Annotated in this window: 25 protein-coding genes; 6 read left to right on the top strand and 19 right to left on the bottom strand. The window is 30.4% G+C overall.

Features of this window, described 5'->3' with window-relative positions; all coding sequences use genetic code 11:
• Positions 1 to 228 precede the first annotated feature (228 nt).
• Entirely contained in the window at positions 229 to 993 is a 765-nt protein-coding gene (locus PTZ02_RS01740) for a histidinol phosphate phosphatase (RefSeq protein ID WP_274226107.1), read from the top strand.
• A gap of 57 nt (positions 994 to 1,050) precedes the next feature.
• On the opposite strand, the gene PTZ02_RS01735 is transcribed toward PTZ02_RS01740, so the two are convergent.
• Positions 1,051 to 2,235 (bottom strand): DegT/DnrJ/EryC1/StrS family aminotransferase, encoded by a 1,185-nt coding sequence (locus tag PTZ02_RS01735; protein WP_274226106.1) that lies wholly within the window; start codon positions 2,233 to 2,235, stop codon positions 1,051 to 1,053.
• A gap of 316 nt (positions 2,236 to 2,551) precedes the next feature.
• On the opposite strand from PTZ02_RS01735, the gene PTZ02_RS01730 reads away from it, so the two are divergent.
• Positions 2,552 to 3,019, top strand: a complete 468-nt coding sequence (locus tag PTZ02_RS01730) for a GtrA family protein (RefSeq protein WP_274226105.1) — start codon at positions 2,552 to 2,554, stop codon at positions 3,017 to 3,019.
• Positions 3,020 to 3,079: 60 nt separating this feature from the next.
• Here PTZ02_RS01730 and hisE read toward each other — a convergent pair whose 3' ends face one another.
• The 12 genes from hisE to PTZ02_RS01670 all read right to left on the bottom strand — a co-directional run bounded on the left by hisE (position 3,080) and on the right by PTZ02_RS01670 (position 13,081).
• Complete coding sequence (hisE, locus tag PTZ02_RS01725; protein WP_274226104.1) at positions 3,080 to 3,406, bottom strand: phosphoribosyl-ATP diphosphatase; 327 nt, start codon at positions 3,404 to 3,406, stop codon at positions 3,080 to 3,082.
• Positions 3,403 to 3,738: a phosphoribosyl-AMP cyclohydrolase gene (gene hisI, locus PTZ02_RS01720; RefSeq protein WP_274226103.1), complete on the bottom strand. Its 336-nt coding sequence runs from the start codon at positions 3,736 to 3,738 to the stop codon at positions 3,403 to 3,405. Before hisI ends, hisE begins: the two co-directional genes overlap by 4 nt.
• 10 nt (positions 3,739 to 3,748) lie before the next feature.
• Complete coding sequence (hisF, locus tag PTZ02_RS01715) at positions 3,749 to 4,510, bottom strand: imidazole glycerol phosphate synthase subunit HisF (protein WP_274226102.1); 762 nt, start codon at positions 4,508 to 4,510, stop codon at positions 3,749 to 3,751.
• Between the two features lie 15 nt (positions 4,511 to 4,525).
• Positions 4,526 to 5,239 (bottom strand): 1-(5-phosphoribosyl)-5-[(5-phosphoribosylamino)methylideneamino]imidazole-4-carboxamide isomerase, encoded by a 714-nt coding sequence (hisA, locus tag PTZ02_RS01710; RefSeq protein WP_274226101.1) that lies wholly within the window; start codon positions 5,237 to 5,239, stop codon positions 4,526 to 4,528.
• Complete coding sequence (gene hisH / locus PTZ02_RS01705; RefSeq protein WP_274226100.1) at positions 5,239 to 5,847, bottom strand: imidazole glycerol phosphate synthase subunit HisH; 609 nt, start codon at positions 5,845 to 5,847, stop codon at positions 5,239 to 5,241. The genes hisA and hisH overlap by 1 nt, the downstream gene beginning before the upstream one ends.
• Positions 5,848 to 5,858: 11 nt before the next feature.
• The gene (gene hisB, locus PTZ02_RS01700) at positions 5,859 to 6,452 is read right to left on the bottom strand and encodes an imidazoleglycerol-phosphate dehydratase HisB (RefSeq protein ID WP_274226099.1); all 594 of its coding nucleotides are present in this window, start codon (positions 6,450 to 6,452) and stop codon (positions 5,859 to 5,861) included.
• A complete protein-coding gene (gene hisC / locus PTZ02_RS01695) occupies positions 6,433 to 7,503 on the bottom strand; it encodes a histidinol-phosphate transaminase (RefSeq protein ID WP_274226098.1) in 1,071 nt (356 codons plus the stop codon). The genes hisB and hisC overlap by 20 nt, the downstream gene beginning before the upstream one ends.
• A gap of 1 nt (position 7,504) precedes the next feature.
• The gene (gene hisD / locus PTZ02_RS01690) at positions 7,505 to 8,791 is read right to left on the bottom strand and encodes a histidinol dehydrogenase (RefSeq protein WP_274226097.1); all 1,287 of its coding nucleotides are present in this window, start codon (positions 8,789 to 8,791) and stop codon (positions 7,505 to 7,507) included.
• Between the two features lie 9 nt (positions 8,792 to 8,800).
• On the bottom strand, positions 8,801 to 9,424 hold the full coding sequence (gene hisG / locus PTZ02_RS01685) for an ATP phosphoribosyltransferase (protein ID WP_274226096.1): 624 nt from the start codon (positions 9,422 to 9,424) through the stop codon (positions 8,801 to 8,803).
• 39 nt (positions 9,425 to 9,463) lie between these two features.
• On the bottom strand, positions 9,464 to 10,606 hold the full coding sequence (gene hisZ, locus PTZ02_RS01680) for an ATP phosphoribosyltransferase regulatory subunit (protein WP_274226095.1): 1,143 nt from the start codon (positions 10,604 to 10,606) through the stop codon (positions 9,464 to 9,466).
• 184 nt (positions 10,607 to 10,790) lie between these two features.
• Positions 10,791 to 11,945 carry a tRNA uracil 4-sulfurtransferase ThiI gene (gene thiI, locus PTZ02_RS01675; RefSeq protein ID WP_274226094.1) on the bottom strand — a complete coding sequence of 385 codons (1,155 nt, stop codon included), beginning with the start codon at positions 11,943 to 11,945 and terminating at the stop codon, positions 10,791 to 10,793.
• Positions 11,942 to 13,081: a cysteine desulfurase family protein gene (locus PTZ02_RS01670; protein ID WP_274228051.1), complete on the bottom strand. Its 1,140-nt coding sequence runs from the start codon at positions 13,079 to 13,081 to the stop codon at positions 11,942 to 11,944. Before PTZ02_RS01670 ends, thiI begins: the two co-directional genes overlap by 4 nt.
• Positions 13,082 to 13,380: 299 nt before the next feature.
• Here PTZ02_RS01670 and PTZ02_RS01665 point away from each other — a divergent pair, with 299 nt between their 5' ends.
• Positions 13,381 to 13,866 (top strand): hypothetical protein, encoded by a 486-nt coding sequence (locus PTZ02_RS01665; RefSeq protein ID WP_274226093.1) that lies wholly within the window; start codon positions 13,381 to 13,383, stop codon positions 13,864 to 13,866.
• A 151-nt stretch (positions 13,867 to 14,017) separates the two neighbouring features.
• On the opposite strand, the gene PTZ02_RS01660 is transcribed toward PTZ02_RS01665, so the two are convergent.
• The 6 genes from PTZ02_RS01660 to PTZ02_RS01635 all read right to left on the bottom strand — a co-directional run bounded on the left by PTZ02_RS01660 (position 14,018) and on the right by PTZ02_RS01635 (position 19,358).
• The gene (locus PTZ02_RS01660; protein ID WP_274226092.1) at positions 14,018 to 14,710 is read right to left on the bottom strand and encodes a TVP38/TMEM64 family protein; all 693 of its coding nucleotides are present in this window, start codon (positions 14,708 to 14,710) and stop codon (positions 14,018 to 14,020) included.
• 90 nt (positions 14,711 to 14,800) lie between these two features.
• Complete coding sequence (locus tag PTZ02_RS01655; RefSeq protein WP_274226091.1) at positions 14,801 to 15,238, bottom strand: ACT domain-containing protein; 438 nt, start codon at positions 15,236 to 15,238, stop codon at positions 14,801 to 14,803.
• Between the two features lie 5 nt (positions 15,239 to 15,243).
• Positions 15,244 to 16,134, bottom strand: a complete 891-nt coding sequence (gene thrB / locus PTZ02_RS01650) for a homoserine kinase (RefSeq protein ID WP_274226090.1) — start codon at positions 16,132 to 16,134, stop codon at positions 15,244 to 15,246.
• A 1-nt stretch (position 16,135) separates the two neighbouring features.
• Entirely contained in the window at positions 16,136 to 17,599 is a 1,464-nt protein-coding gene (thrC, locus tag PTZ02_RS01645; RefSeq protein WP_274226089.1) for a threonine synthase, read from the bottom strand.
• Positions 17,600 to 17,849: 250 nt separating this feature from the next.
• The gene (locus PTZ02_RS01640; RefSeq protein WP_274226088.1) at positions 17,850 to 18,494 is read right to left on the bottom strand and encodes an HD domain-containing protein; all 645 of its coding nucleotides are present in this window, start codon (positions 18,492 to 18,494) and stop codon (positions 17,850 to 17,852) included.
• Between the two features lie 78 nt (positions 18,495 to 18,572).
• Positions 18,573 to 19,358 carry a YhfC family intramembrane metalloprotease gene (locus PTZ02_RS01635; protein ID WP_274226087.1) on the bottom strand — a complete coding sequence of 262 codons (786 nt, stop codon included), beginning with the start codon at positions 19,356 to 19,358 and terminating at the stop codon, positions 18,573 to 18,575.
• Between the two features lie 379 nt (positions 19,359 to 19,737).
• Here PTZ02_RS01635 and PTZ02_RS01630 point away from each other — a divergent pair, with 379 nt between their 5' ends.
• From PTZ02_RS01630 to PTZ02_RS01620, 3 genes are all read left to right on the top strand, one after another.
• Positions 19,738 to 20,319, top strand: a complete 582-nt coding sequence (locus tag PTZ02_RS01630) for an ECF transporter S component (RefSeq protein ID WP_238882366.1) — start codon at positions 19,738 to 19,740, stop codon at positions 20,317 to 20,319.
• Between the two features lie 53 nt (positions 20,320 to 20,372).
• Complete coding sequence (locus PTZ02_RS01625; protein WP_274226086.1) at positions 20,373 to 21,341, top strand: P1 family peptidase; 969 nt, start codon at positions 20,373 to 20,375, stop codon at positions 21,339 to 21,341.
• Positions 21,342 to 21,552: 211 nt separating this feature from the next.
• Complete coding sequence (locus tag PTZ02_RS01620; RefSeq protein ID WP_202767782.1) at positions 21,553 to 21,744, top strand: alpha/beta-type small acid-soluble spore protein; 192 nt, start codon at positions 21,553 to 21,555, stop codon at positions 21,742 to 21,744.
• Positions 21,745 to 21,807: the final 63 nt, after the last annotated feature.

Raw genomic sequence — 21,807 nt, 5'->3', positions numbered from 1 at the left:
TTATATATTCTTAAGTTTTTTTTAACTAACCTTTAAGGTTTTTGTAACCTTTTTATAAGGTATGCAATGTATAATATGTATATAAGATTTAATTTTCCCTATAATTTAATGGAGTTCTGAGTCCCCTCTCAGAACTCAAAAAAGCTCCCAAAAGGAGCTTTTTTTATTGTATAAAAATATATAATTAGTGTGATATAATCTAATTATTAAGAATTAAGGAGGAAAATAATGATTTTTGATAACCATATGCACACTATTTTCTCTAGCGACTCTAAAATGAAAATTGAAGAAGTTATAGAAGAAAGTAAAAATAAAAATCTAGCTGTTACTCTTACTGAACATATTGATTTAGATTTTCCTGATCCTGCACTATTTAGGTGCGATGTACCTAAGTATCTTAAAACCTATGAGCCTTATAAATCAGAAACTCTTAAACTAGGGATTGAGATAGGACTTAATTCTTCATTTGTTAGTGATTATAACAACATAATAAATTCAAATCCCTTTGATTATGTTATCGGTTCTGTCCACATGGTAAATGGTAAAGACATTTATGTAGATTTTTATGCTCCTGAAAAAAGTAAAGATGAGCTTTATATAGAATATTTAGTCGCTATGGAGAAACTTGTTGACTCTTTTGATTGCTTTGATGCACTTGGGCACATAGATTATGCGTGCCGTTATGCCCCTTATGAAGATAAAGAAATCCATATAGAGTTATATGGTGAATATATTGATAATGTTATTAAAAAGCTCTTATCAAAAGATAAGTTATTAGAACTAAATACAAGAATGTTAAATGAAAAAGAAAGATATAATTCTTTATATAAAATTTTCAAAAGATATAAAGATTTAGGTGGTAAGTATGTAACCTTAGGTTCAGATGCTCACGGAAAGGCAGCAATTGGTGTTAATTTCAAAGAAGCTAATGAGCTAATTACATCTATTGGACTTAAGGCTGTTCACTTTAGTGACCGCAAATTAGAATATTAATTAAAAGACATCCTTAAAAGATATAAAATCATTTTAGGATGTCTTTTTTACATTATGTTACTTTATTTCATTTACTATTTTTACAACTTCTTTTGCAATATAATCAGCATCTTCTAATTTTAATGTTGTATATACTGGAAGTGTTATTTCATTTTCATACTGAGCATATGCATTTGGATAATCCTTAATATCTAATCCTAAATTCTTATAAAGTGTAAGCATTGGAAGTGGTTTATAGTGTACATTTGTTCCAATACCTAATTCAGCTAATCTTTGAATTAATAGATTTCTCTTAGTTTCATTAAAGCCTTTAATTCTTAGGGTGTATAAATGATATGAAGATTCTGTCCCCTCATCATTTTTACTTGGAGGTATGATAGCCCATTCATTATCTTTTAGTATATTAGTGTAGATATTAAATATTTCTGCTCTTTTTCTTAGCATATCTTCATATCTAGTAAGTTGAACAAGTCCAATAGCTGCACTCATGTCTGTCATGTTACATTTAAATCCATCAGTTACGATATCATATTCCCATCCACCTAGCTTTGTTTTAGATAACGCATCTTTTGTCTGTCCATGAAGCGATGTTGTCTTAAATTCCTTAAATAAATCTTCTTTTCCATAAAAATTATTATTATTAAAAGTTAGAGCTCCGCCCTCTGCTGTAGTTAAATTCTTAACTGCGTGGAAAGAAAAGCTATGGAAATCACATTGTCCTCCAACTCTCTCGCCTTTATATTTTGCTCCAAAAGAATGGGCTGAATCACATAAAATTATTATATCTCCCCTCTTTTTAGCTTTTAATATTTCTTTTATTGCGTCATAATCGCAAGGAAAACCGCCTAAATCCACTGGCATTATTACCTTAGTTTTAGGTGTTATTGCCGCTTCTAATTTATTTAAATCCATAAAAAATGAATCTTTTTCAACATCAACTAAAGTTGGAGTAATTCCTCTATGAACTGCAACACTTGAAGTCGCTGTATATGTATATGGTGTTGAGATAATTTCATCTCCTGATTTTATATCAAGTGTTTTTAAAACTAATTCCATTGCTGCAGTAGCTGAATTTAGTGCAACAGCTTTATTTACTGATAAATATTTTTGTATTTCTTCTTCAAACTTCACAAGTTTTGGGCCTGATGTAATCCAACCTGATCTTAAAACTTCTGCAACAGCCTCAATTTCTGCTTCTGTTATATCAGGTGGTGAAAATGGTATACTTTTTCTGCTATCCATCTTATTATTCTCCTTTAATTCTAGATCTCAATTTAATTTACTAAACAAATCCATTTTATATCAATACGATAAATTTGTCATTCATGTATTTAATTAAAATAGGTTAAATACCACTATTTTAGTTAATATCATTAAGTTTTATTGGATTTTAATACTCATTATGTTATATTCTAATAGATTACATTCTTGGTAATACTTTTTCTTAGTAAAATTAAGAATTATTTTAATGCTATTCTATTTTTATTATGTTAAAATGTTTTTAGTTTGTATTTTGATTGTAATCATTTTCTAATACTATGCTTTGGAGGGGAAATTTTTGATAAACAAAAGCTTTAATTATAAATCCATTATTCAATTCATTACTTATGCTTTAGTTGGAGCATCCAATGTAATAATAGATTTGATTGTACTTAATATACTATGGTTTGCTTCCGGAATGTATATAGGTAGAATTAATTATCTTTTTAAGTTAATTTCCTTTGCAGTTTATTCTACTACAGGATATTTACTTAATAGAAAATATACATTTAAAACAAAGGCATCAATAAAATCTTACTTTAGTTATATTTCCCTTTTAGCTGTATTAAGTTTAATGGATGCCATTATTTTAGTTAAATTAACAAGATTAAACCCTTTCCACTTACATAGAGGACTAAATGCAAACTTATCAGCTTTTACTGCTGCCATGGCAACAGGACTGATTGGTTTTATAATTAATAAATTTATAATATTTAGAAAGAAGTCACACAATGAACATCCAAATGAAATAGGTGAACTTCACTAAGATTTTACATATTTAAAAAATCCCTCCATATTTTATTATAGGAGGGATTTTCTAATTTTTTTATAAATCTTGTACTTCTTTTCTTTCACCTTTAAAATTGCTTATCTTCTCACTTCTTTTTTTCAATTCTTCTTCTACTGATTCTAGTGGTATATTTAGTTCTGCCATTAGAACTAATAAATGATAGGTTAGATCACATATTTCAGCCACTTGATCTTCTCTGCTATCTCCTTTTGAGGCTATAATCACCTCTGTACTTTCCTCACCTATTTTCTTTAATATTTTATCTATTCCTTTTGAAAATAGATATTTGGTATATGATCCTTCTTCGCCATCTTCTTTTCTAGATAAAATAAGTTTATATAAGCTTTCTAATTCACTTTTCATATTTTTCCCCCGTATATATTATTGAAAAAGCAACTATTTTTTCCAGTATGACATGCAGGCCCATTTGGCTCAACCAGCACTAAGATTGTATCTCCATCACAATCATAATACATTTCTTTTACAAATTGTAAATTACCTGAAGTTGCTCCTTTATTCCAATATTCATTTCTACTTCTTGAATAAAACCAAGTGGTTCCACTTTCTAAAGTCTTATTAAGGCTTTCTTTATTCATATATGCTAGCATTAACACTTCTTTTGTTTTATAGTCTTGAACTATTGCTGGTACAAGAGAATTACCTTTGTCAAAATCAATTTTATCTATATCAAACATAATATCTCCTTTATTTTCTCATAGGAATTTTTCGTTCTCTTAAATAATCTTTAACTTCATTTATTCTAAGTTTTCCATAATGAAATAGAGAAGCCGCTAGTGCAGCATCAGCCTTTCCACTATTAAAGGCTTCATAAAAATGTTCCAGGCTCCCACAGCCCCCAGAGGCTATAACAGGAACATTAACTATTTCATCAACCTTTGCAAGAAGGTTATTATCAAAACCTTCCTTTGTTCCATCTCTATCCATAGATGTTAATAGTATTTCTCCTGCCCCAAGCCTTACCCCTTCTTCAATCCAACTAAGAACGTCTAAGCCAGTATCTATTCTTCCTCCATTTACAAATACATTCCACCCAGTATTGTCAGCTCTTCTCTTTGCATCTACTGCAAGAACTATACACTGTGATCCAAAGTAATAGGATCCTTCTTTTATTAGTTCCTTATTTCTCACTGCAGCAGAGTTAAGAGATATCTTATCAGCCCCAGCCCTTAATATCCTTCTAATGTCATCTACAGAAGTTAATCCTCCTCCTACAGTAAAGGGAATAAATACTTTTTCAGCAGTTCTTCTAACCACATCCTCCATTATTCCTCTTCCTTCATGAGTTGCCTTAATATCTAAAAACACCAACTCATCAGCACCTTCATTACTGTAGTATTCAGCCAGTTCTACTGGATCTCCAACATTTATAAGTCCTTTAAAATTAATTCCCTTGACTACCCTTCCCTTATCTACATCTAGACAGGGAATTATTCTTTTAGTATGCATAATATCCCTCCTAGGTTATTTAACTAAATCCAATGCTGCTTTTAATGAAAGTTCTCCTGAATAAATAGCCTTTCCAGTTATCGCCCCATATATATCTAGATCCTTTAGTTTTTCAATATCCTCTATATTTTTAACTCCACCAGAAGCTGTAATTTTTATATTTACTTCCTCTTTTAGCTTCTTTAACATTTCAAGATTAACTCCTTGAAGTGTTCCGTCTCTGCTTATATCAGTAACAATGATATTATCTACACCGTAGTCTGCCATAGTCTTGCTGAAATCAATATAGTCTAAATTGCTTTCTTTAAGCCATCCATTTCCACATACTTTTCCATCTCTTGCATCAATTCCCACTATAACAGCATCTCCATATTTATCTAATGCTCTTAATAATAATTCTTTATTTTCAATTGCTGCTGTTCCTAGAATAACCTTATCTACCCCCTTTGTTAGGAGCTTATCTATTCTATCAAGGTTTCTTATTCCTCCACCTACTTCAATAGACATATCTAATGTTTTGGCAAGCTTTAGAATAATTTCCTCATTTATTCCTGTCCCTTCCTTTGCTCCGTCTAAATCAACTAAATGAAGATTAGTTGCTCCTAAGCTTTGAAATTCTTTAGCTTGATCGAAAATATCCTTTGCTACGATTTCTTCTTTAGAATAATCTCCTTGATATAATCTAACAGCTTTTCCACCTCTAATGTCTATTGCTGGTAATATTATCATTAAATCAACTCCCTAAAGTTTTTTAATATCTTAAGTCCTACTTCCCCGCTTTTTTCTGGATGAAATTGTGCTCCGTACACCTTATCTTTATTAACTATAGCTGGTATCTTATTTTCTCCATAATTACTGTAGGCAATAAGATTTTCATCTTTTAAATTTTCTCCTTGAAATGAATGGACAAAATATACATAACTCTCAACTTCTAGCCCTTTCATTATTTCATCTTTCCTATTTATTTCTAAAGAGTTCCACCCAATATGAGGTATCTTAATATTGCCCTCTTTAAGTTTTTTGACCTCTCCTTGTATTATATCTAACCCTTCACACTCTTCCCCTTCATATCCTTTTGAGAATAGCAATTGCATACCTAAGCATATTCCAAGCATAGGTTTATCCTTGTCCACTTCTTCCAGTATTATTTGGTCTAAATTATATTCTTTTAGATTTTTCATAGCATCAGGAAATGCACCTACTCCAGGTAATAATATTCCTTTTGACGCCTTAATTTCTTTATAATCTCTTGTGACTTTACTTTCTATTCCAAGAAACTTAAAAGCATTATATACACTTTTAAGATTACCCATACCATAATCAATGATGCTTATCATTTTGACCCTCCTTAAAGAGCTCCTTTACTAGAAGGAATTCGGTTTATATTATTTTCATCTATTGTAACAGCTTCTTTTAAAGCTCTTCCTAAAGCCTTAAATAAACCTTCAATTTTATGATGATCATTCTCCCCATATAAAACTCTTCCATGAAGAGTTATCTCTGCATTCATAGCTAAAGCTCTAAAGAACTCCTTTACCATTTCAGTTGAAAAGTTTCCTATACTCTCTCTTGAAAAGTCTCCCTCAAAGTGCAGAAATCCTCTTCCAGATATATCAAGAGAAACTGTAGATAATGCCTCATCCATAGGTAAAAAGAAGGTTCCATATCTTCTTATTCCTTTTTTATCTCCTAAGGCTTCTTTTATTGCTGTTCCTAGCAGAATACCTGTATCTTCAACTAAATGATGATCATCAATATATAAATCACCTTTTGCTTTAATATTCAAATCAAAATCCCCGTGAAATGATAATAATGTTAGCATGTGGTCAAAAAATCCAACTCCTGTTGATATTTCTGAATTACCATTTCCATCAATATTAAGTTCCAGTTCAATTTGAGTTTCTTTTGTATCTCTTTTACCTTTATAAACTCTTAATGTCATATCCATCATCTCCTTCATAGACTAAAATCTTTCTTAAAGTATCCATTAGTCTCTTATTCTCTTGAGGTGATCCAATTGTTATTCTGAAACTATCATCTTCAAAGGTTCTAATTAAAATATTTTTATTTTTAAGCCCATTTACAAGAGCATCCTTATGAGATGTTTTTCCATATATAAAATTTGATTTAGATGGATAAAAACATATATCTAAAGAACTTTCAATCTCTAACTCTTTAAGTTCTTCTAATAACTTTTCTCTTTCTGAAATTATTATATTTGTATTTTCTTTTAATAGATTTATATATCCTAATGCAATAGTTCCTAATGTCTGTGAAAGAGTGTTTACATTATAAGGAACCTTATATGATAGAAGTTCATTTATCTTTTCTTCATTGGAGATTAGGAAGCCAACTCTAATAGCTGCTAATCCCCATGCCTTAGATAATGTCCTAGTCACTATTAGATTTTTGTATTTATTGATATACTTAATCATTGATTCACCGTAAAATTCATAGTAAGCTTCATCAACAACTATTGGAATATCACTAAAGCTTTCGCATATCTTAACTATATCTTTCTCTGCTATTACTGTTCCTGTTGGATTATTAGGATTTGAGAATATTATCAAACTTACCTCTTCTCGTTTGCCTGTTTCTATAAGATTCTTTACATTAATTTTCCCTTGATCTTCAATTTTAACCTTAACTATTTCTCCACCTTGAACTGAAGTATAGAAATCAAACATAGAAAAGTCTGGATCCAAGGTTAGTAGTTTCTTCCCCTGTGATATTGCTGAGCTTATAATAAGGTTTATCATCTCATCAGAACCATTTCCAACAATAATATTTTTTTCTTTAACTCCAGCATATTTAGCATATGCTTTTCTTATACCTAAGGCCTCATCCTCTGGATATCTATTAAACTGAGTAGATGCTAATATTGATGTCATAGAAAATATTGCATCCTTGTATAGATTATTAGATATCTCATTGGCATTAAGTCTAATCTCCTTTGATGTATCCATTGATGTATATGCGTGTATTTTTTTCATCTTAATCTAACCTCACTTTTATAGAATTTCCGTGGGCGGTTAACCCTTCCTTATCCGCTAACGTTATAATGTCTTTTGATGCCTTTATTAGTTCTTCTCTTGTGTAATATATAAACGAAGATTTTTTAATAAAACTATCAGTGGATAATGCTGAGAAGAACCTTGCTGTTCCCGATGTTGGTAGTACATGATTAGGACCACCAAAATAATCTCCAACAGGCTCTGGTGTATAGTATCCTAAAAATACACTTCCTGCGTTTTTAACTTTCCCTAATAACTCCATTGGATTTTCAATCATGAGTTCTAAATGTTCGGGTGATATTATATTAGAAAGCTTAACGCATTCCTCAATACTCTCACATAGTATCCCTATTCCAAACTTCTCCATAGATTTTTTTATGATATCTTTTCTCTCTAAATTCTGAGTTTGCTTCTCCATTTCTTGACACACTTCATTTAATAACTTTTCAGAAGTAGTTAGCAAAATTGATGAAGCTAAGACATCATGCTCTCCTTGAGATAACATATCTGCAGCAACATATTCTTTTTTAGCTTTTTCATCTGCTATAACCAATATTTCAGACGGTCCTGCTATCATATCTATATCTACAGTACCAAATACTAATTTCTTAGCGGTAGCTACGTATATATTCCCGGGCCCAACTATTTTATCAACAGCTTTTATACTTTCAGTTCCAAAAGCTAAGGCTCCAATTCCTTGAGCTCCTCCAACTTTATAAATTTCATCCACCCCAGCAATTTTAGCAGCTGCAAGAATATACGGGTTTACCTTTCCATCCTTCATTGGTGGAGTGATCATTGCAACTGATGAAACTCCTGCCACCTTAGCTGGAATAACATTCATTAATACTGAAGACGGATATGCAGCAGTTCCCCCAGGAACATAAACTCCTACTCTTTCAAGTGGAATTACTCTTTGCCCCATGAAAACTCCACTATCATTAGTCTGTATCCAAGAATTTAATTTTTGCTTTTCATGAAATACTTTTATATTTTCTTTAGCTTTTTCTAACGCCTCAATGAATTCTTTTTCAACTTTCAAAAAAGCTTCTTCTGATTCGTCTTTTGAAACTAAAATAGATTCTAATTGAACTCCATCATATAAATTAGTAAAATAGCTTAGTGCCTTATCGCCTTCTGCTTTAACCTTGTTTAGTATTTCATTTACTGATTTTAATACTTCTTCACTTTCCTTAACTTCCCTATTCTTAAGTTCTTCTAAAACTTTATTTCTATTTTCTTCGTTGTATTTTAATATTCTTAACATTATAGCCCCCTATATTACATTACTTATTTTTGAAAGAAATTCTCTAATCTCCTTCTCTTTTAACTTAAAGGCAGTATTATTAACAATAACCCTGGCACTTATATCACAGATTTCATCACGGACAACCAATCCATTCTCCTTTAAAGTTGTTCCCGTTTCCATAATATCTACTATCCCATCACATAACCCTAGAAGTGGTGCTAGTTCAACAGAACCTTCAATCTTTATTATTTCTACATCCATTCCCTTGTCATAAAAATATTCCTTTGCTACATTGGGATATTTAGTTCCTATTTTAATGTGCCCGTAATCTTTAAATAATCTTGAATCTGGAAGAGATGCAACTATGAATTTACACTGTCCTATCTTCAAATCTAAAACTTCGTAATAGTTCAAGTTACTTTCAATAAGCGTATCCTTCCCAACAATACCAACATCTGCTACCCCGTGCTCAACATAGGTGATTGCATCAACGCTCTTAACTAAAAAATAGTTATAATCCATTTTCTCATCCTTGAAAATGAGTTTTCTTCCCTTATCTTTTAACGAAGATACATCAAACCCAGCTTTTTCAAAGATCTTGACACTTTCTTTTTCTAAACGCCCTTTTGTTAGTGCAATATTTACTGTCATATCCTTCCCCCCCAATTGAATCATAATAATTTAGAAAGATTAGATTAATATTGTATTTTCATCACTCTCTATTTCTGCATTCGTATCTTTTTTTTCTATTAAATTAACCTTATAGCCCTTACTTGTTAATTCATTCCCTTTTGCTAATGCCTCAATAAAATCTTTTTTAGAATATATTATCTTAGTAATCTTTTCTTTTTTACTACTTTTATATACCTCAATTAATGAATCAATATTTATAGCAAAACCAATTGCCCCGTTATCTATTCCAAAAGAATTTATAAGTTTGTCATAACGTCCACCTTGGAGTACATAATTTCCAACTCCTTGCACATATCCTCTAATTATTACCCCAGTATAATAATTTATTTTAGGTATAATCCCTAAATCTAAAGATACATATTCCTGTAACTCTAGTTTTTTAATCCCCTCTGCCAAAGCTTTTAAATATAGTATTGGTTCCTTTATTTTTTCATATATTTCAAGTTCACTTATTGAATCTAAAACTTCAACATTTCCAAAAAGCCATGGTAACTTTTCTAAGAAACTTTTGATTTCTTTTGATATATTAAGCTTATTTAAAAGTCCTTGTAATTCTCCAAGCCTCTTTTTTTCTATTAGAAATGATATTTTTTCTTTAACCTCATCCTCAAGATTTAACTCTTCAAAAATTCCTGAGATTATCCCCATGTGACCTAACTCGATTTTAAATTCCTTTAAGTCTAAAGCTTTAAGAAGATTAATTGATAGATATATTATCTCTAAATCTCCTTCTAAAGTTTCTCTCCCAATTAATTCAGCTCCACAATGAGTGATTTCATTTGGTTTTCCTCCAAATGCCTCATTTACTCTGTATACATTTGATGTATATCTAACTCTAATTGGTCTTTTATAATCTTTTAACTTTGTACTTACTACTCTTGCCATTGGAATTGTCATATCAGGTCTTAAAACAAGAATCTTTCCTTTGTTATCAAAAAACTTATACATTTCTTCTTGTTTAAAAGCTTCAGGATGAGAATTAAAAGTATCATAATATTCTAAGGTAGGTGTAATTATCTGTTCATATCCCCAATTTTCTAAATTTTCTTCTAAAGATTTTCGTATTTCTTCCTTCTTGTAACAATCTTCAGAGATTATATCTCTTGCCCCTTCAGGAAGAAAATTATTAATAGCCCCCATTTTATCCCTCCGTCATTCACTTTATCACTTTATTCTGATAAATTACTAAAGTATATCCTTAATTATACACATTTATACGCAATTGTCAACTTAATATATATTCCCACTATTTATTTAAAATATGCTAGTAATTATATTTGTTTAATAAAAAAAAGATACCCCCTTTAGGATATCTTTAATAATTTTAAAATGTATAAACTTCCATATTTTCTATTGCATCTTTAACTAATGCCTCACAATCTAAACTAGATTCTGATTTTTTTATTTCTTCAAGTACTGGTTTTGTCTTTGGATGTTTTGGAACAAAAATAGTACAACAATCTTCATAAGGTCTTATTGATATATCATAAGTTTCAATATCTCTTGATATATCCATTATATCTTCTTTATCCATTGAAATTAATGGTCTGAATACCGGTCTATCTGCTACATCATTAGATACAATTAAGCCTTCCATTGTTTGAGAAGCAACTTGACCTATACTTTCTCCAGTTGTTACTGATTGAATTCCCTTTTCCTCTGCTAATGTACATGCCACTCTCATCATAAATCTTCTCATTATGATAGTAAGCTCATCTTCACGACACTTTTCAATTATTGACATCTGAATATCTGTAAATGGAACTACATATAGATTAACTTTTTCTGTATATGTTGCTAAGACTTTTGCTAAATCCTTAACTTTATCCTTAGCTCTTTCTGATGTATAAGGATGAGAATGATAATATACGCAGTGTAATTCAACACCTCTTCTTGCCATCATATACCCAGCAACTGGTGAATCTATTCCACCTGAAAGCATAAGCATAGTGCTTCCATTAACACCATATGGCATACCACCTTCACCTTTTACAACATCTCCTAGTGTCCATATATAAGCTTTCTTTCTTATTTCAACTTTTACCATACATTCAGGATTTTTCATTTTTACTGAAAGTTCGCCTTCATAATTAATTAGAACATGTGCTCCTACTTCTCTAGATACTTCAACTGACTCCATGTTAAAATCTTTATTTGCTCTATTAGTCTCTATTTTAAAAGTTTTTGCTCCTGATGCTTTTACTTTTTCGAAAGCTAATTCTTTTATTTTATCAAAATCACTTTCTATTTCAGTAACAAAGCATATTTCTTTAACTCCAAAAACTTTCTTTACTCTTCTAGCTACTTCATCTAAATTTTCTGAAGCTATAAACCATCTGCTCATATCTTCTACAAATTCAAATTCAATCCCATGTAACTTTCTTGCAATATTCTTTTTTAATTTTCTTTCAAATTTATTTCTATTTAAACCTTTTAGAAATATCTCTGATGCATATTTTATTAATATCAATTTTCTCATTTTCTTACTCTCCTTAAAAATGTAAGTGCTTTTTTAAGCTCTTCTACTGTATAATCTATTTCCTCTTTTGTACTAAATCTTGAAAAAGAAAATCTAATTGCTCCTTCACTTTCCTTTTCATTTAATCCAATAGCCTTTAGTACATATTTGCCTTTACCACCTCTAGAAGAACAAGCTGATCCTGTAGAAACAAAAATATCCTTCTCCTCAAGCAAATGCAATAGCACTTCTGCTTTAATTCCAGGAAATGAAACATTTAAAATATATGGACTTATATATTCTTCTTCCTTAGAATTTATTATTTTATTATCTAAATCATCTATCAAACTAATGAAATACCTTTTAAGTTCTTTTACCTTATCAAAGCTTTCTTTTATTGACTTATGAGCTATTACCGCTGCTTCAGTCATTCCCATAACAGATGGAACATTTTCAGTACCACTTCTAAATCCACTTTCCTGTCCACCACCTGAAATTAGTGCTTTAGGGTTAAGTCCTTTTCTAATAAAGCAAAAACCAACACCTTTAGGACCATGAATTTTATGTCCGCTTGCTGTTAAAAAGTCTATTTTATATTTATTTACGTCTATCTCAATTTTTCCATAACTCTGAACAGCATCAACATGAAATCTTGCTCTACTAGATAATTCTTTTATAGTTTTCCCTATTTCTAATAAATTTTGTATTGTACCTACTTCATTATTAACATGCATAATTGATACTAATACAGTTTCCTTTTTTATGCTATTTTTAAGTTCCTCTATATCAATTCTTCCTTCTGAATCTAATGCTAATTCAGTAACTTCAGCACCCATATCCTTTAATTCTTTAAGAGTATTAAGTACAGAAGGATGTTCAAATTTTGTTGTTATAATATGACTTCCTTTTTTGCCAAAAGATTTAAGTATAAAATTATTTCCCTCGCTTCCACCTGAGGTAAAATAAATCTCGCTTGCAATTGCATTTATAGTACCTGCTATTGCTTCTCTGCAACTTAATAACTTTCTATCTGCTTCTAACCCAAGTCTATGTAAAGAAGATGGATTTCCAAAGTATTCTCGCATACCAAAATTAACTGCTTCAATTACTTCATCTATTGGTTTTGTTGTAGCAGCATTATCAAAATATACAATCATTTCTGTATCCTTTCTCAATTCTGTTTCCTTTATTTAAAGAACTTTAAATTGCTTATAATATTCTTGTTATAGGGTTTTTTATAGGAAACTTAAAGATCTATAAAAAACCCCTAACTTTAAGATTAATTAAAAACTTATTATCTGTCAAAGGAAAGTTTATAAAAAAATAAAAAACTATTAAATTTACATTATAAAGTGGAAATTTTTAGTTAACTTTTCTCTACTTTTCTTGATTATTATGGTTTTATTACAATATAATAGAAACACTATGTTGTACTATATAAAGGGGGAAATCATATATGTCATATTTATTTTTAATATCAGGTTTTTTATTAGCATTATTATTAGTATTTTCTAAAAGTATTTTTTATAGGAATTATGGTAAAATCAACTTAAAAATAAAGAATTCATTAGATAAGATGTTAAAGATTATCTATTTTGCGCCTATTTTAGTTTTATGTATAATTCTTATTTTAACTTTTACATACTTTAAATCAAAAGGTTATATTAGGCTATCACATGCTTGGATTGTAGTAAACTTTTGGATATATAGTGTTATTTTCTATTACATAACAATTGAAATAGCAAAAATTCGAAATTTTGTTATACTACTGCCTGCTATTGGCATGGTATCTTCCGCACTGATTGCCATATACTTGACACCATTGCTACATTATGAAAATACATTTAATAATCATAACTTAATAATTCCAAACTTATTGGGAGTGTTTATGCTAATTGTTTCATATTATACAAACTACACTCTTTTGAAAAAAGATATTTAGAGTAGTTCATAATATCATATAAGCTTTAGACTTTTGACTTATCTTTGATTGATAAGTCACTTTTTTTGCTACTAACTTTCTTGTTTCTGCAAAATAAAAAAAGGAAAAAGATTATTATCCGTAAAAATAATAAAGCATTTTCCTATTAAGCTTATTCTATTTCTTCCAGTTTACTAAAGAAGTGACTCTTAAATCTTATTCCTACACCAATTATAAGAACAAATACTACTGACAACATTATTATAATAAACTTTTTACCACCTGCTATATTCGCTCCATAATAACTTGATAAGAATAATGCAGGTAATCTTCCTAATGTCGAGTATATAATAAAACTTCTAAAATCTATTTTTGATAACCCAGCTAGAAATGCTAAACTATCTTTTGGAAACCCTGGAATTAAATATACTAAAAAAACAATTAAATTAATTCTCTTGGAATTAAATATTTTTTTGAAAGACTTCTTTACTTTTTTGGGTAAAACCTTTTCAACGAAATTATGCCCAAATCTTCTAGTTGCAAAGAATAGTATTGATGATCCAATGCTAATTCCAATGATTGAATATAGGGTTCCAATCCAAGTTCCAAATGCATATCCTCCTGCAGCTTGAATAAATTCACCTGGAATAAAGAATATAACTACTTGTAGAACTTGTAATAAAATGAATGTTATCCCCGCCAAAGGACCAAAGGATTTAATATAGTTACTTACTTCATCAGTATTCTTAAGTAACTGCATGAAATTTAGCAATTCATCCTTGTAATTATATATAAATAAAAAAAGCACTAATAAAGTTAAAACTGATAGAGCTTTTTTCCAATGACTTCTAATACTATTTATCATGGATTCCGCCTCCATATGTTAGTTTATATCTTTATTGTACTGTGCTTTAATTAATAATACTATTAATATATTCTTAAAATATTCTTAATTCTATTCCATAGCCACAAATTCGACTTTTTGCACACCTTCAAGGGACGAAATCTCATCTAAAATATTCCAGATATCTTCCCCTAGTGAGCTTATGTCCATTGTTATACTAAGATTTGCTGAATTGTTGATTGGAATACCTTGATTTATTGTAAGTATGTTTCCACCTTTTTCCGAAAGAAAATTTAATATACTTGAAAGTATCCCCTTTTTATGTGAAATAATCATATTAAAAGTAAACTTTTTCCCCTGAGAGGTCTCTGAAAACTCAAAAACATAATCCTTGTACTTATAATACACACTTCTACTTATACCAACTGTCTTCGTAGCTTCAGTTATTTCTTTTACTTTTCCACCCTTTAACAATCTTTTCACTTCTATTACTTTTTCAAATATCTCCGGTAAAACCTTCTTATCAATTACTAAATACTCACTTTTCAATCTTCTCACCCTTCAACTATTTCTGGACCAATATTATTCTTTTCTAGTTCTAAAAGTTTCCATCCTCCATCAAGTGTTTCTAAATACTTTTTAATGCCTTCTTTTATATCGATAGAGCCTTTTTTAATAATACACATTATTGTGGGACCTGCTCCACTGAGAAATACACATAGAGCGCCAAGTTCTCTAGCCTTGTCTGTTATATTTTCAAAGTTAGGTATTAAATCACTTCTATAACTTTCATGAAGTTTATCTTTGCAAGCTACCTTAAGCAAATCAAAATTACCTGAATAAAAGCAACTTAGTGTTAGTGCAGCTTTTCCAATGTTATATACACCATCCTTAAAAGGTATAACCTCAGGAAGAGCTTTTCTAGCCTTTTCAGTAGAAAGTGTAAATTCAGGGATGAATGCTAAAAACTCAATTCCATCTTTTATATCAATTCTATTATAATATGCTTTTCCCTCTTCCATTGAAGAAACAACTATCCCTCCGAAGAATGCTGGTGCCACATTATCAGGGTGTCCCTCTATTTCAACTGCTAAATCAAATAAATCATCATTATTAAAAGGACTTCCCATTAAAATATTTGCACCTATTAAGCCAGCAACTATACAACTTGAACTACTTCCAAGGCCCCTGGATATAGGGATTTCTTCTTTAATTATTCCTATTTTTACACCTATTTTTTTGTAATTCGCCTTATTAAAGCAGCGTATCATCGCTTCATATATAATGTTTTGTTCATTACAGAACTCTTCTTTTACTCCAACAAACTCTAACCCTTCTGGAATTTCTTCAAAGAAATATTCATTGTATAGCTTGAAAGCTAAACCCATGCAATCAAACCCAGCCCCTATATTTGCAGTTGTTGCTGGAACCTTAACTCTTACCATACTACACACCTACTTTTAATATTTCTTTTAGAGTAGCCTCCATTTTATCACTAGGACACTCTAAATTGTGAAGTATAGGAAGATCCTTAAGTTCCTTTAATCCTGCTGGAATTTCTAGAGATGTGTAATCCGAAAGTTTATTTAATAGTTCTAAATCACTTTCTTCATCTACTTTTATTCCTAGGGCATTTATTATACTTCTATTAAACTTAAATGGACTTGCTGTTGAAGCTATTAATACCTTTTTATTGTCACCAGTTTTCTCTTGGTACTTTTTATATACACTATAGGCAACTGCTGTGTGTGTATCCATTAAATAACTTTCTTTATTATAAACATCCTTTATTACTTTATATACTTCATCAATTTCTGAATAATCCCCATAAAAATCACTTAACTTCTCCTTCATTTCCTGAGTGATGGAATACTTACCACTACTTTGAAGGGAATTCATTAATTCCTCAACTTTTTCACTGTTTCTACCTGAAAGTTCATATAATAATCTTTCTAGGTTTGAAGAAACTAGTATATCCATAGATGGAGATTCTGTTAAGATAAGTTCCCTATTTTTATCATAGGTCCCCTCCTTGAAGAAGTCCGTTAATACATTATTTTCATTAGATGCACATATTAATTTATCGATAGGTAGCCCCATTTGTTTTGCGTAGTAAGCTGCTAGTATATTCCCAAAGTTTCCTGTTGGAACTGCTACATTGATATTATCTCCTTCTTTTATTTCCCCTTGTCTAATCAACTTAAAGTATCCATAAAAGTAATATACTATTTGAGGAACTAGTCTTCCTATATTGATTGAATTTGCTGAAGATAATGATATATTGCTCTTTTCAAGATCTTCTTTCAGGTCTTTATTACTGAAAATTGTTTTTACCCCTCTTTGAGCATCATCAAAATTTCCTTCTATTGCTACAACATAAACATTATTACCTCTTTGAGTTCTCATTTGCTTTTCTTGAACCTCTGATACTCCAGATTTAGGATAATAAACAACTACTTTAAACCCTTCAACACCGCTAAACCCTTCCAAAGCTGCCTTCCCTGTGTCACCTGAAGTTGCAGTTAATATAACTATTTCATTTTTGAAATTAATTACCTTCTTTGCTTTCTTCATTATTTGTGGAAGAAAAAGAAGTGCTGCATCTTTAAATGCAGAGGTAGGTCCATGGTATAGTTCTAGGAATCCATTCTTTACTTCTACATTAAATCTTCCTTTGTATGCGTCACTAATAGCCCTAACTAAATCTTCATTTGGTATGTCAGTAAAATATTGGCCTATGATTTTTTCAGCCAATTCTTCATATCCATAATCAACTTTATCTTTTAATTTTGAATAAACTTCTGGAAAACTTGATGGAACAAATAGCCCCCCATCTTTTGCTATTCCTTTTAAGATTGCTTCCGAAGAAGATACATTATCTTCCCCGCCTCTTGTACTTTTAAACAACATAAAATCACCCCAAATTTGCATATTACATTATATAGTAATATATAATAAAAAAATTATACCTTGTCTACTCGGAGAATACAACTGTTTTTTCTCGAAAGACTTTCTTTAGAGTATCTTTAAGGGACTCTTTAGGGGACGGTTAACATTTTTTTGTTCTTTTTTATGGATATTATGCAGTCAGAATTGCTTAAATTCACGCTAATTTAGTTCATTTAGTTGCTAACCGTCCCCTAAATTTTAAAAGATGAGCCTACACTGTTTGCAGGCTCATCTTTTCTTTTTTACTATTTAATTTGCTTTTAAAATTATTAATTGCTTTTTCTGTGTTAATTCTATCCTTTTCTGAAAGTTCTCCTCGTCCGCATCTGTCAGCATATGATAATAATGCAATTTCATCTATTGAAATATCATTTATTAATCCCTTAATATTTGCAAATGGGAGATTTTTTTCAACATACAAATAATGCATATGATATTTTACTAAATTGCTTATCTTTTCTACCAATTGACGATCATTATTAAATGGCATTATAAAATCACCAACCATCTCGCTTCCTACATTATCATGATTATACGATGTCCATCTACCATTTCTCATTTTAGTTGTAGTTAGTTTTCCTATATCATGAAGAAGTGCCGCCCACATTAAAGCTCTTTTATCAGAACTTCTATCCCTAAGATTTGCAGCTTCATCTACTACAAGCATCACGTGATTTAATACATTTCCTTCTGGGTGATATTTAGGAGATTGCTCAATAGTAGCTAATCTTTCAATTTGGTGAAATACTGTTCCTTTTAATGAGTTATTGTTAAAGAGAGTTTTTAAAAATATTGAAGGCTTTTGGTCCTCCAATAGATGTTTATCAATTTCATTAAAAATTTCTTGATTATTCATTTGTACACCTTCTTTATAAAGCTTTATAAATGTTTATATATATGGTTTGTTTATGATGATTTTTTATTCTATTCATTTTTAAACATCTCTAGTAAACAATACCTTAGATTTTTTAATAAATAGCAATGCTATAACAAAGGAAACAAACGCACTTACCTCAACAATAAGTATATTAGCTTGTCCCATTTGATAGAGAACTGCTGGAAAATCAATTAGTGCATGGAATATAATTGCTAAGAAGAAAAATTTATATTTTCGCTCTTTTACCGCATATAAGACAAGTAATGATAGTCCTACTTGAATTCCTAATGCAAATATTCTTTCTATCCCTGCTAAAAGCCAATAATAATTTTGCATACCAATTAATGCTCTTTTTGCACTTTCTAGTGTATTTGCAGCCACTCCTGAAGTATCTACTAATTTATTATAAGTTCCTGAATTTATCATAATTGCTAGAATAAGATTATTTAAAAATCCTAAACCAGCTAGCAAGATAGCTTCAATTCCTCCGTGTCCTAAACCATATGCCAACCCATCTTTCCATTCTTTTTTGTCTTTAAGTATAAATTTAAAAATAATCAACCTAGCAGTTTCTTCAAAAATCCCAGCCATTAGTCCACCATACAACATATATAAGATTGGATTCTTCAAAACTTCGGCTGTAACTGTTATCTTTGTTAAAACGGCTATATGAACTGATTTTTCTAATACCTGCGTTGCTACAAAGAAAGCTACTGCCCCTATTAACACAGTTTTTATTGATATTTTTTCTTTTTTATAAAAATAGATTACTAAAGCTATTGGTAAAATAATAGAAATAATTATTGTTATAACCATAAAAATAATTGAAACTGTACTTACCATATTTTCACCTCTTAAAAATATCCTATAAATAAAATTATAATACTAATAATCTAATTTATGCTTAAGATTCTTCTAAAAGTACCGGGGACGGTTAACAACTATTTATACTTAAAAAGTACAAATAGTTGTTAACCGTCCCCGTAAAAGAAAGAATTTTCAGAATTAATTTTTTTTATGTTCCAAACATTAATAATAAAGCCATTTGTCCAATTTAAATGCAAAAGTTAGATATTTTTTTAACAATATACTATTGCACTTATAATTAAAAATGTTAAAATCTTATTGTCGGTATTCTATTTTTAGAAACTGAACTAGGAACAAATTCACAATTTTTTCCGAATTATATCTAATTTAAAGAGTAAGAACGGAGGCTATCAAAATGGAAAGAAAAACAACTATGACTATGAGTATTAGAAAGCTTGTAGTGACAGGTATGCTAACTGGTATCACATTATTTTTAGGGTTAACAGGGCTTGGATTTATAAACATCCCACCAGTTAAAGCAACTATTATGCACGTACCCGTAATTATTGGAGCTATTGTTGAAGGACCAGTAGTTGGAGCTGCAGTAGGATTTTGTTTTGGATTATTCTCAATGTACCAAGCATTTACAGCACCTACGCCAACTTCATTTATATTCTGGAACCCAATAATCGCTATATTGCCTAGAATACTTATCGGTTTATTTTCTTATTATGCTTATGCTTCAATAAGAAAGAAATTTCCTAAGACAGGTATTGGTGTTGCTGCTGTTATTGGAACACTAACAAATACGATTTTTGTTTTAGGACTAACATATGTTTTCTATGCGGCAAAATTTGCACAAGCTATTGGTATCAATCCATCAACAGTTGGAAAAGCCCTTTTCACTATAGGACTTTCAAATGGAATTCCAGAAGCTTTGGTTTCAGCAATAATTGCAGTTCCTGTAATAAGTATTTTAAATAAAATTAGATCGTAATTATTATAAGCATCCAAGGTTCTTGGATGCTTTTATGATATGGAGGTATTATTATGAATGAGATAAAATTTACCGATATTCATGGAATTCAGCTTGGTCATGCTCAAAATTTAGAAGGATGCACTGGTTGTTCTGTTGTTATTTGTAAAGAAGGTGCTTCTGGAGGTGTTGATGTCCGTGGTGGATCTCCAGGAACAAGAGAAACTGACCTCTTAAATCCTATGGAACTTGTTGATAAAGTTCACGCTGTAGTATTATCTGGTGGAAGTGCCTTTGGCTTAGATGCTTCTGCAGGCGTAATGGAATACTTAGAAAAAAACTCAATAGGTTTTGATGTTGGTGTTACCAAAGTTCCGATTGTCTGTAGTGCTGTATTATTTGACCTTGTTATTGGTAGTTCAGATATTCGCCCTGATAAATTAATGGGCCTTCAAGCCTGTATTAATTCTGAGGAGTATAAGGGCGATATAAATGGAAATATTGGAGCTGGTACAGGAGCAACTGTTGGGAAATTTAAAGGACCTGAATTTTCCATGAAAGGTGGGCTTGGAACTTATGCAGTACAAGTTGGAGATCTTCAAGTAGGTGCAATCGTTGCGGTTAATGCATTAGGTGATATAGTTGATACGGAAACTAATACTATTATCGCTGGTGCTCTATCTGATGATAAAAAAACTTTTGTAAACACTGAAGACTTTATGATTTCACAATATGATAAAAGTAAAAATGTTTTTAGTGGAAATACAACAATAGGAGTCGTTGTTACAAATGCAATACTAACTAAGGCTCAGGCTAATAAAGTGGCATCTATGAGTCATAATGGCTATGGAAGAGCAATTAGACCTGCTCATACAATGTTTGATGGTGATACTATATTTGCTTTATCTACAAACAAAGTAAATGCTGACATAAATGTTGTTGGACTTTTAGCTGCTCAAGTGATGGAAAAGGCTATTGTTCGTGGGATTAAAGAAGCTAATTCAGTTCATGGATTAATTTCCTATAAAGAATTTAATAAATGATGTATTTTTTTATTTGTTTTTTATAAAAATATAAAAGTGCATTATTATAACAATTTGTCCTATTTTTTGGTTAGACATGTACACATTTCCTCTTTTACCTCTGATATTATAGTGTATTAAAAACAAGAGTGCACAAAATAATGATGCAAAGCAAATAAAGCTTAGCAAATAAAATATAAAATCCCATAAGGGATAAAAGGAGGAAACTGTTATGGCAAGAAGTAATAGAACATTAGTACCAGATGCAAAAAATGGGCTATCTAAATTTAAAAATGAGGTAGCTAGTGAATTAGGCGTTCACTTAAAAGAATACAATGGAGATATAACTGCTAGAGAAGCAGGTTCAATCGGTGGAGAAATGGTAAAGAGAATGGTTGAACAATATGAAAACAATATAAAATAATTAGTAAACAAAAGGGTGTCTCCTTATAGGAGACATCTTTTTTATTTAAGAATTTTGTCATAT

It is taken from the genome of Clostridium sp. 'White wine YQ' (genome assembly GCF_028728205.1).
Classification (GTDB): domain Bacteria; phylum Bacillota; class Clostridia; order Clostridiales; family Clostridiaceae; genus Clostridium_T.
The sequence above is the reverse complement of the archived record's forward strand: the minus strand, read 5'-3'. Positions and strand labels throughout refer to the sequence as shown.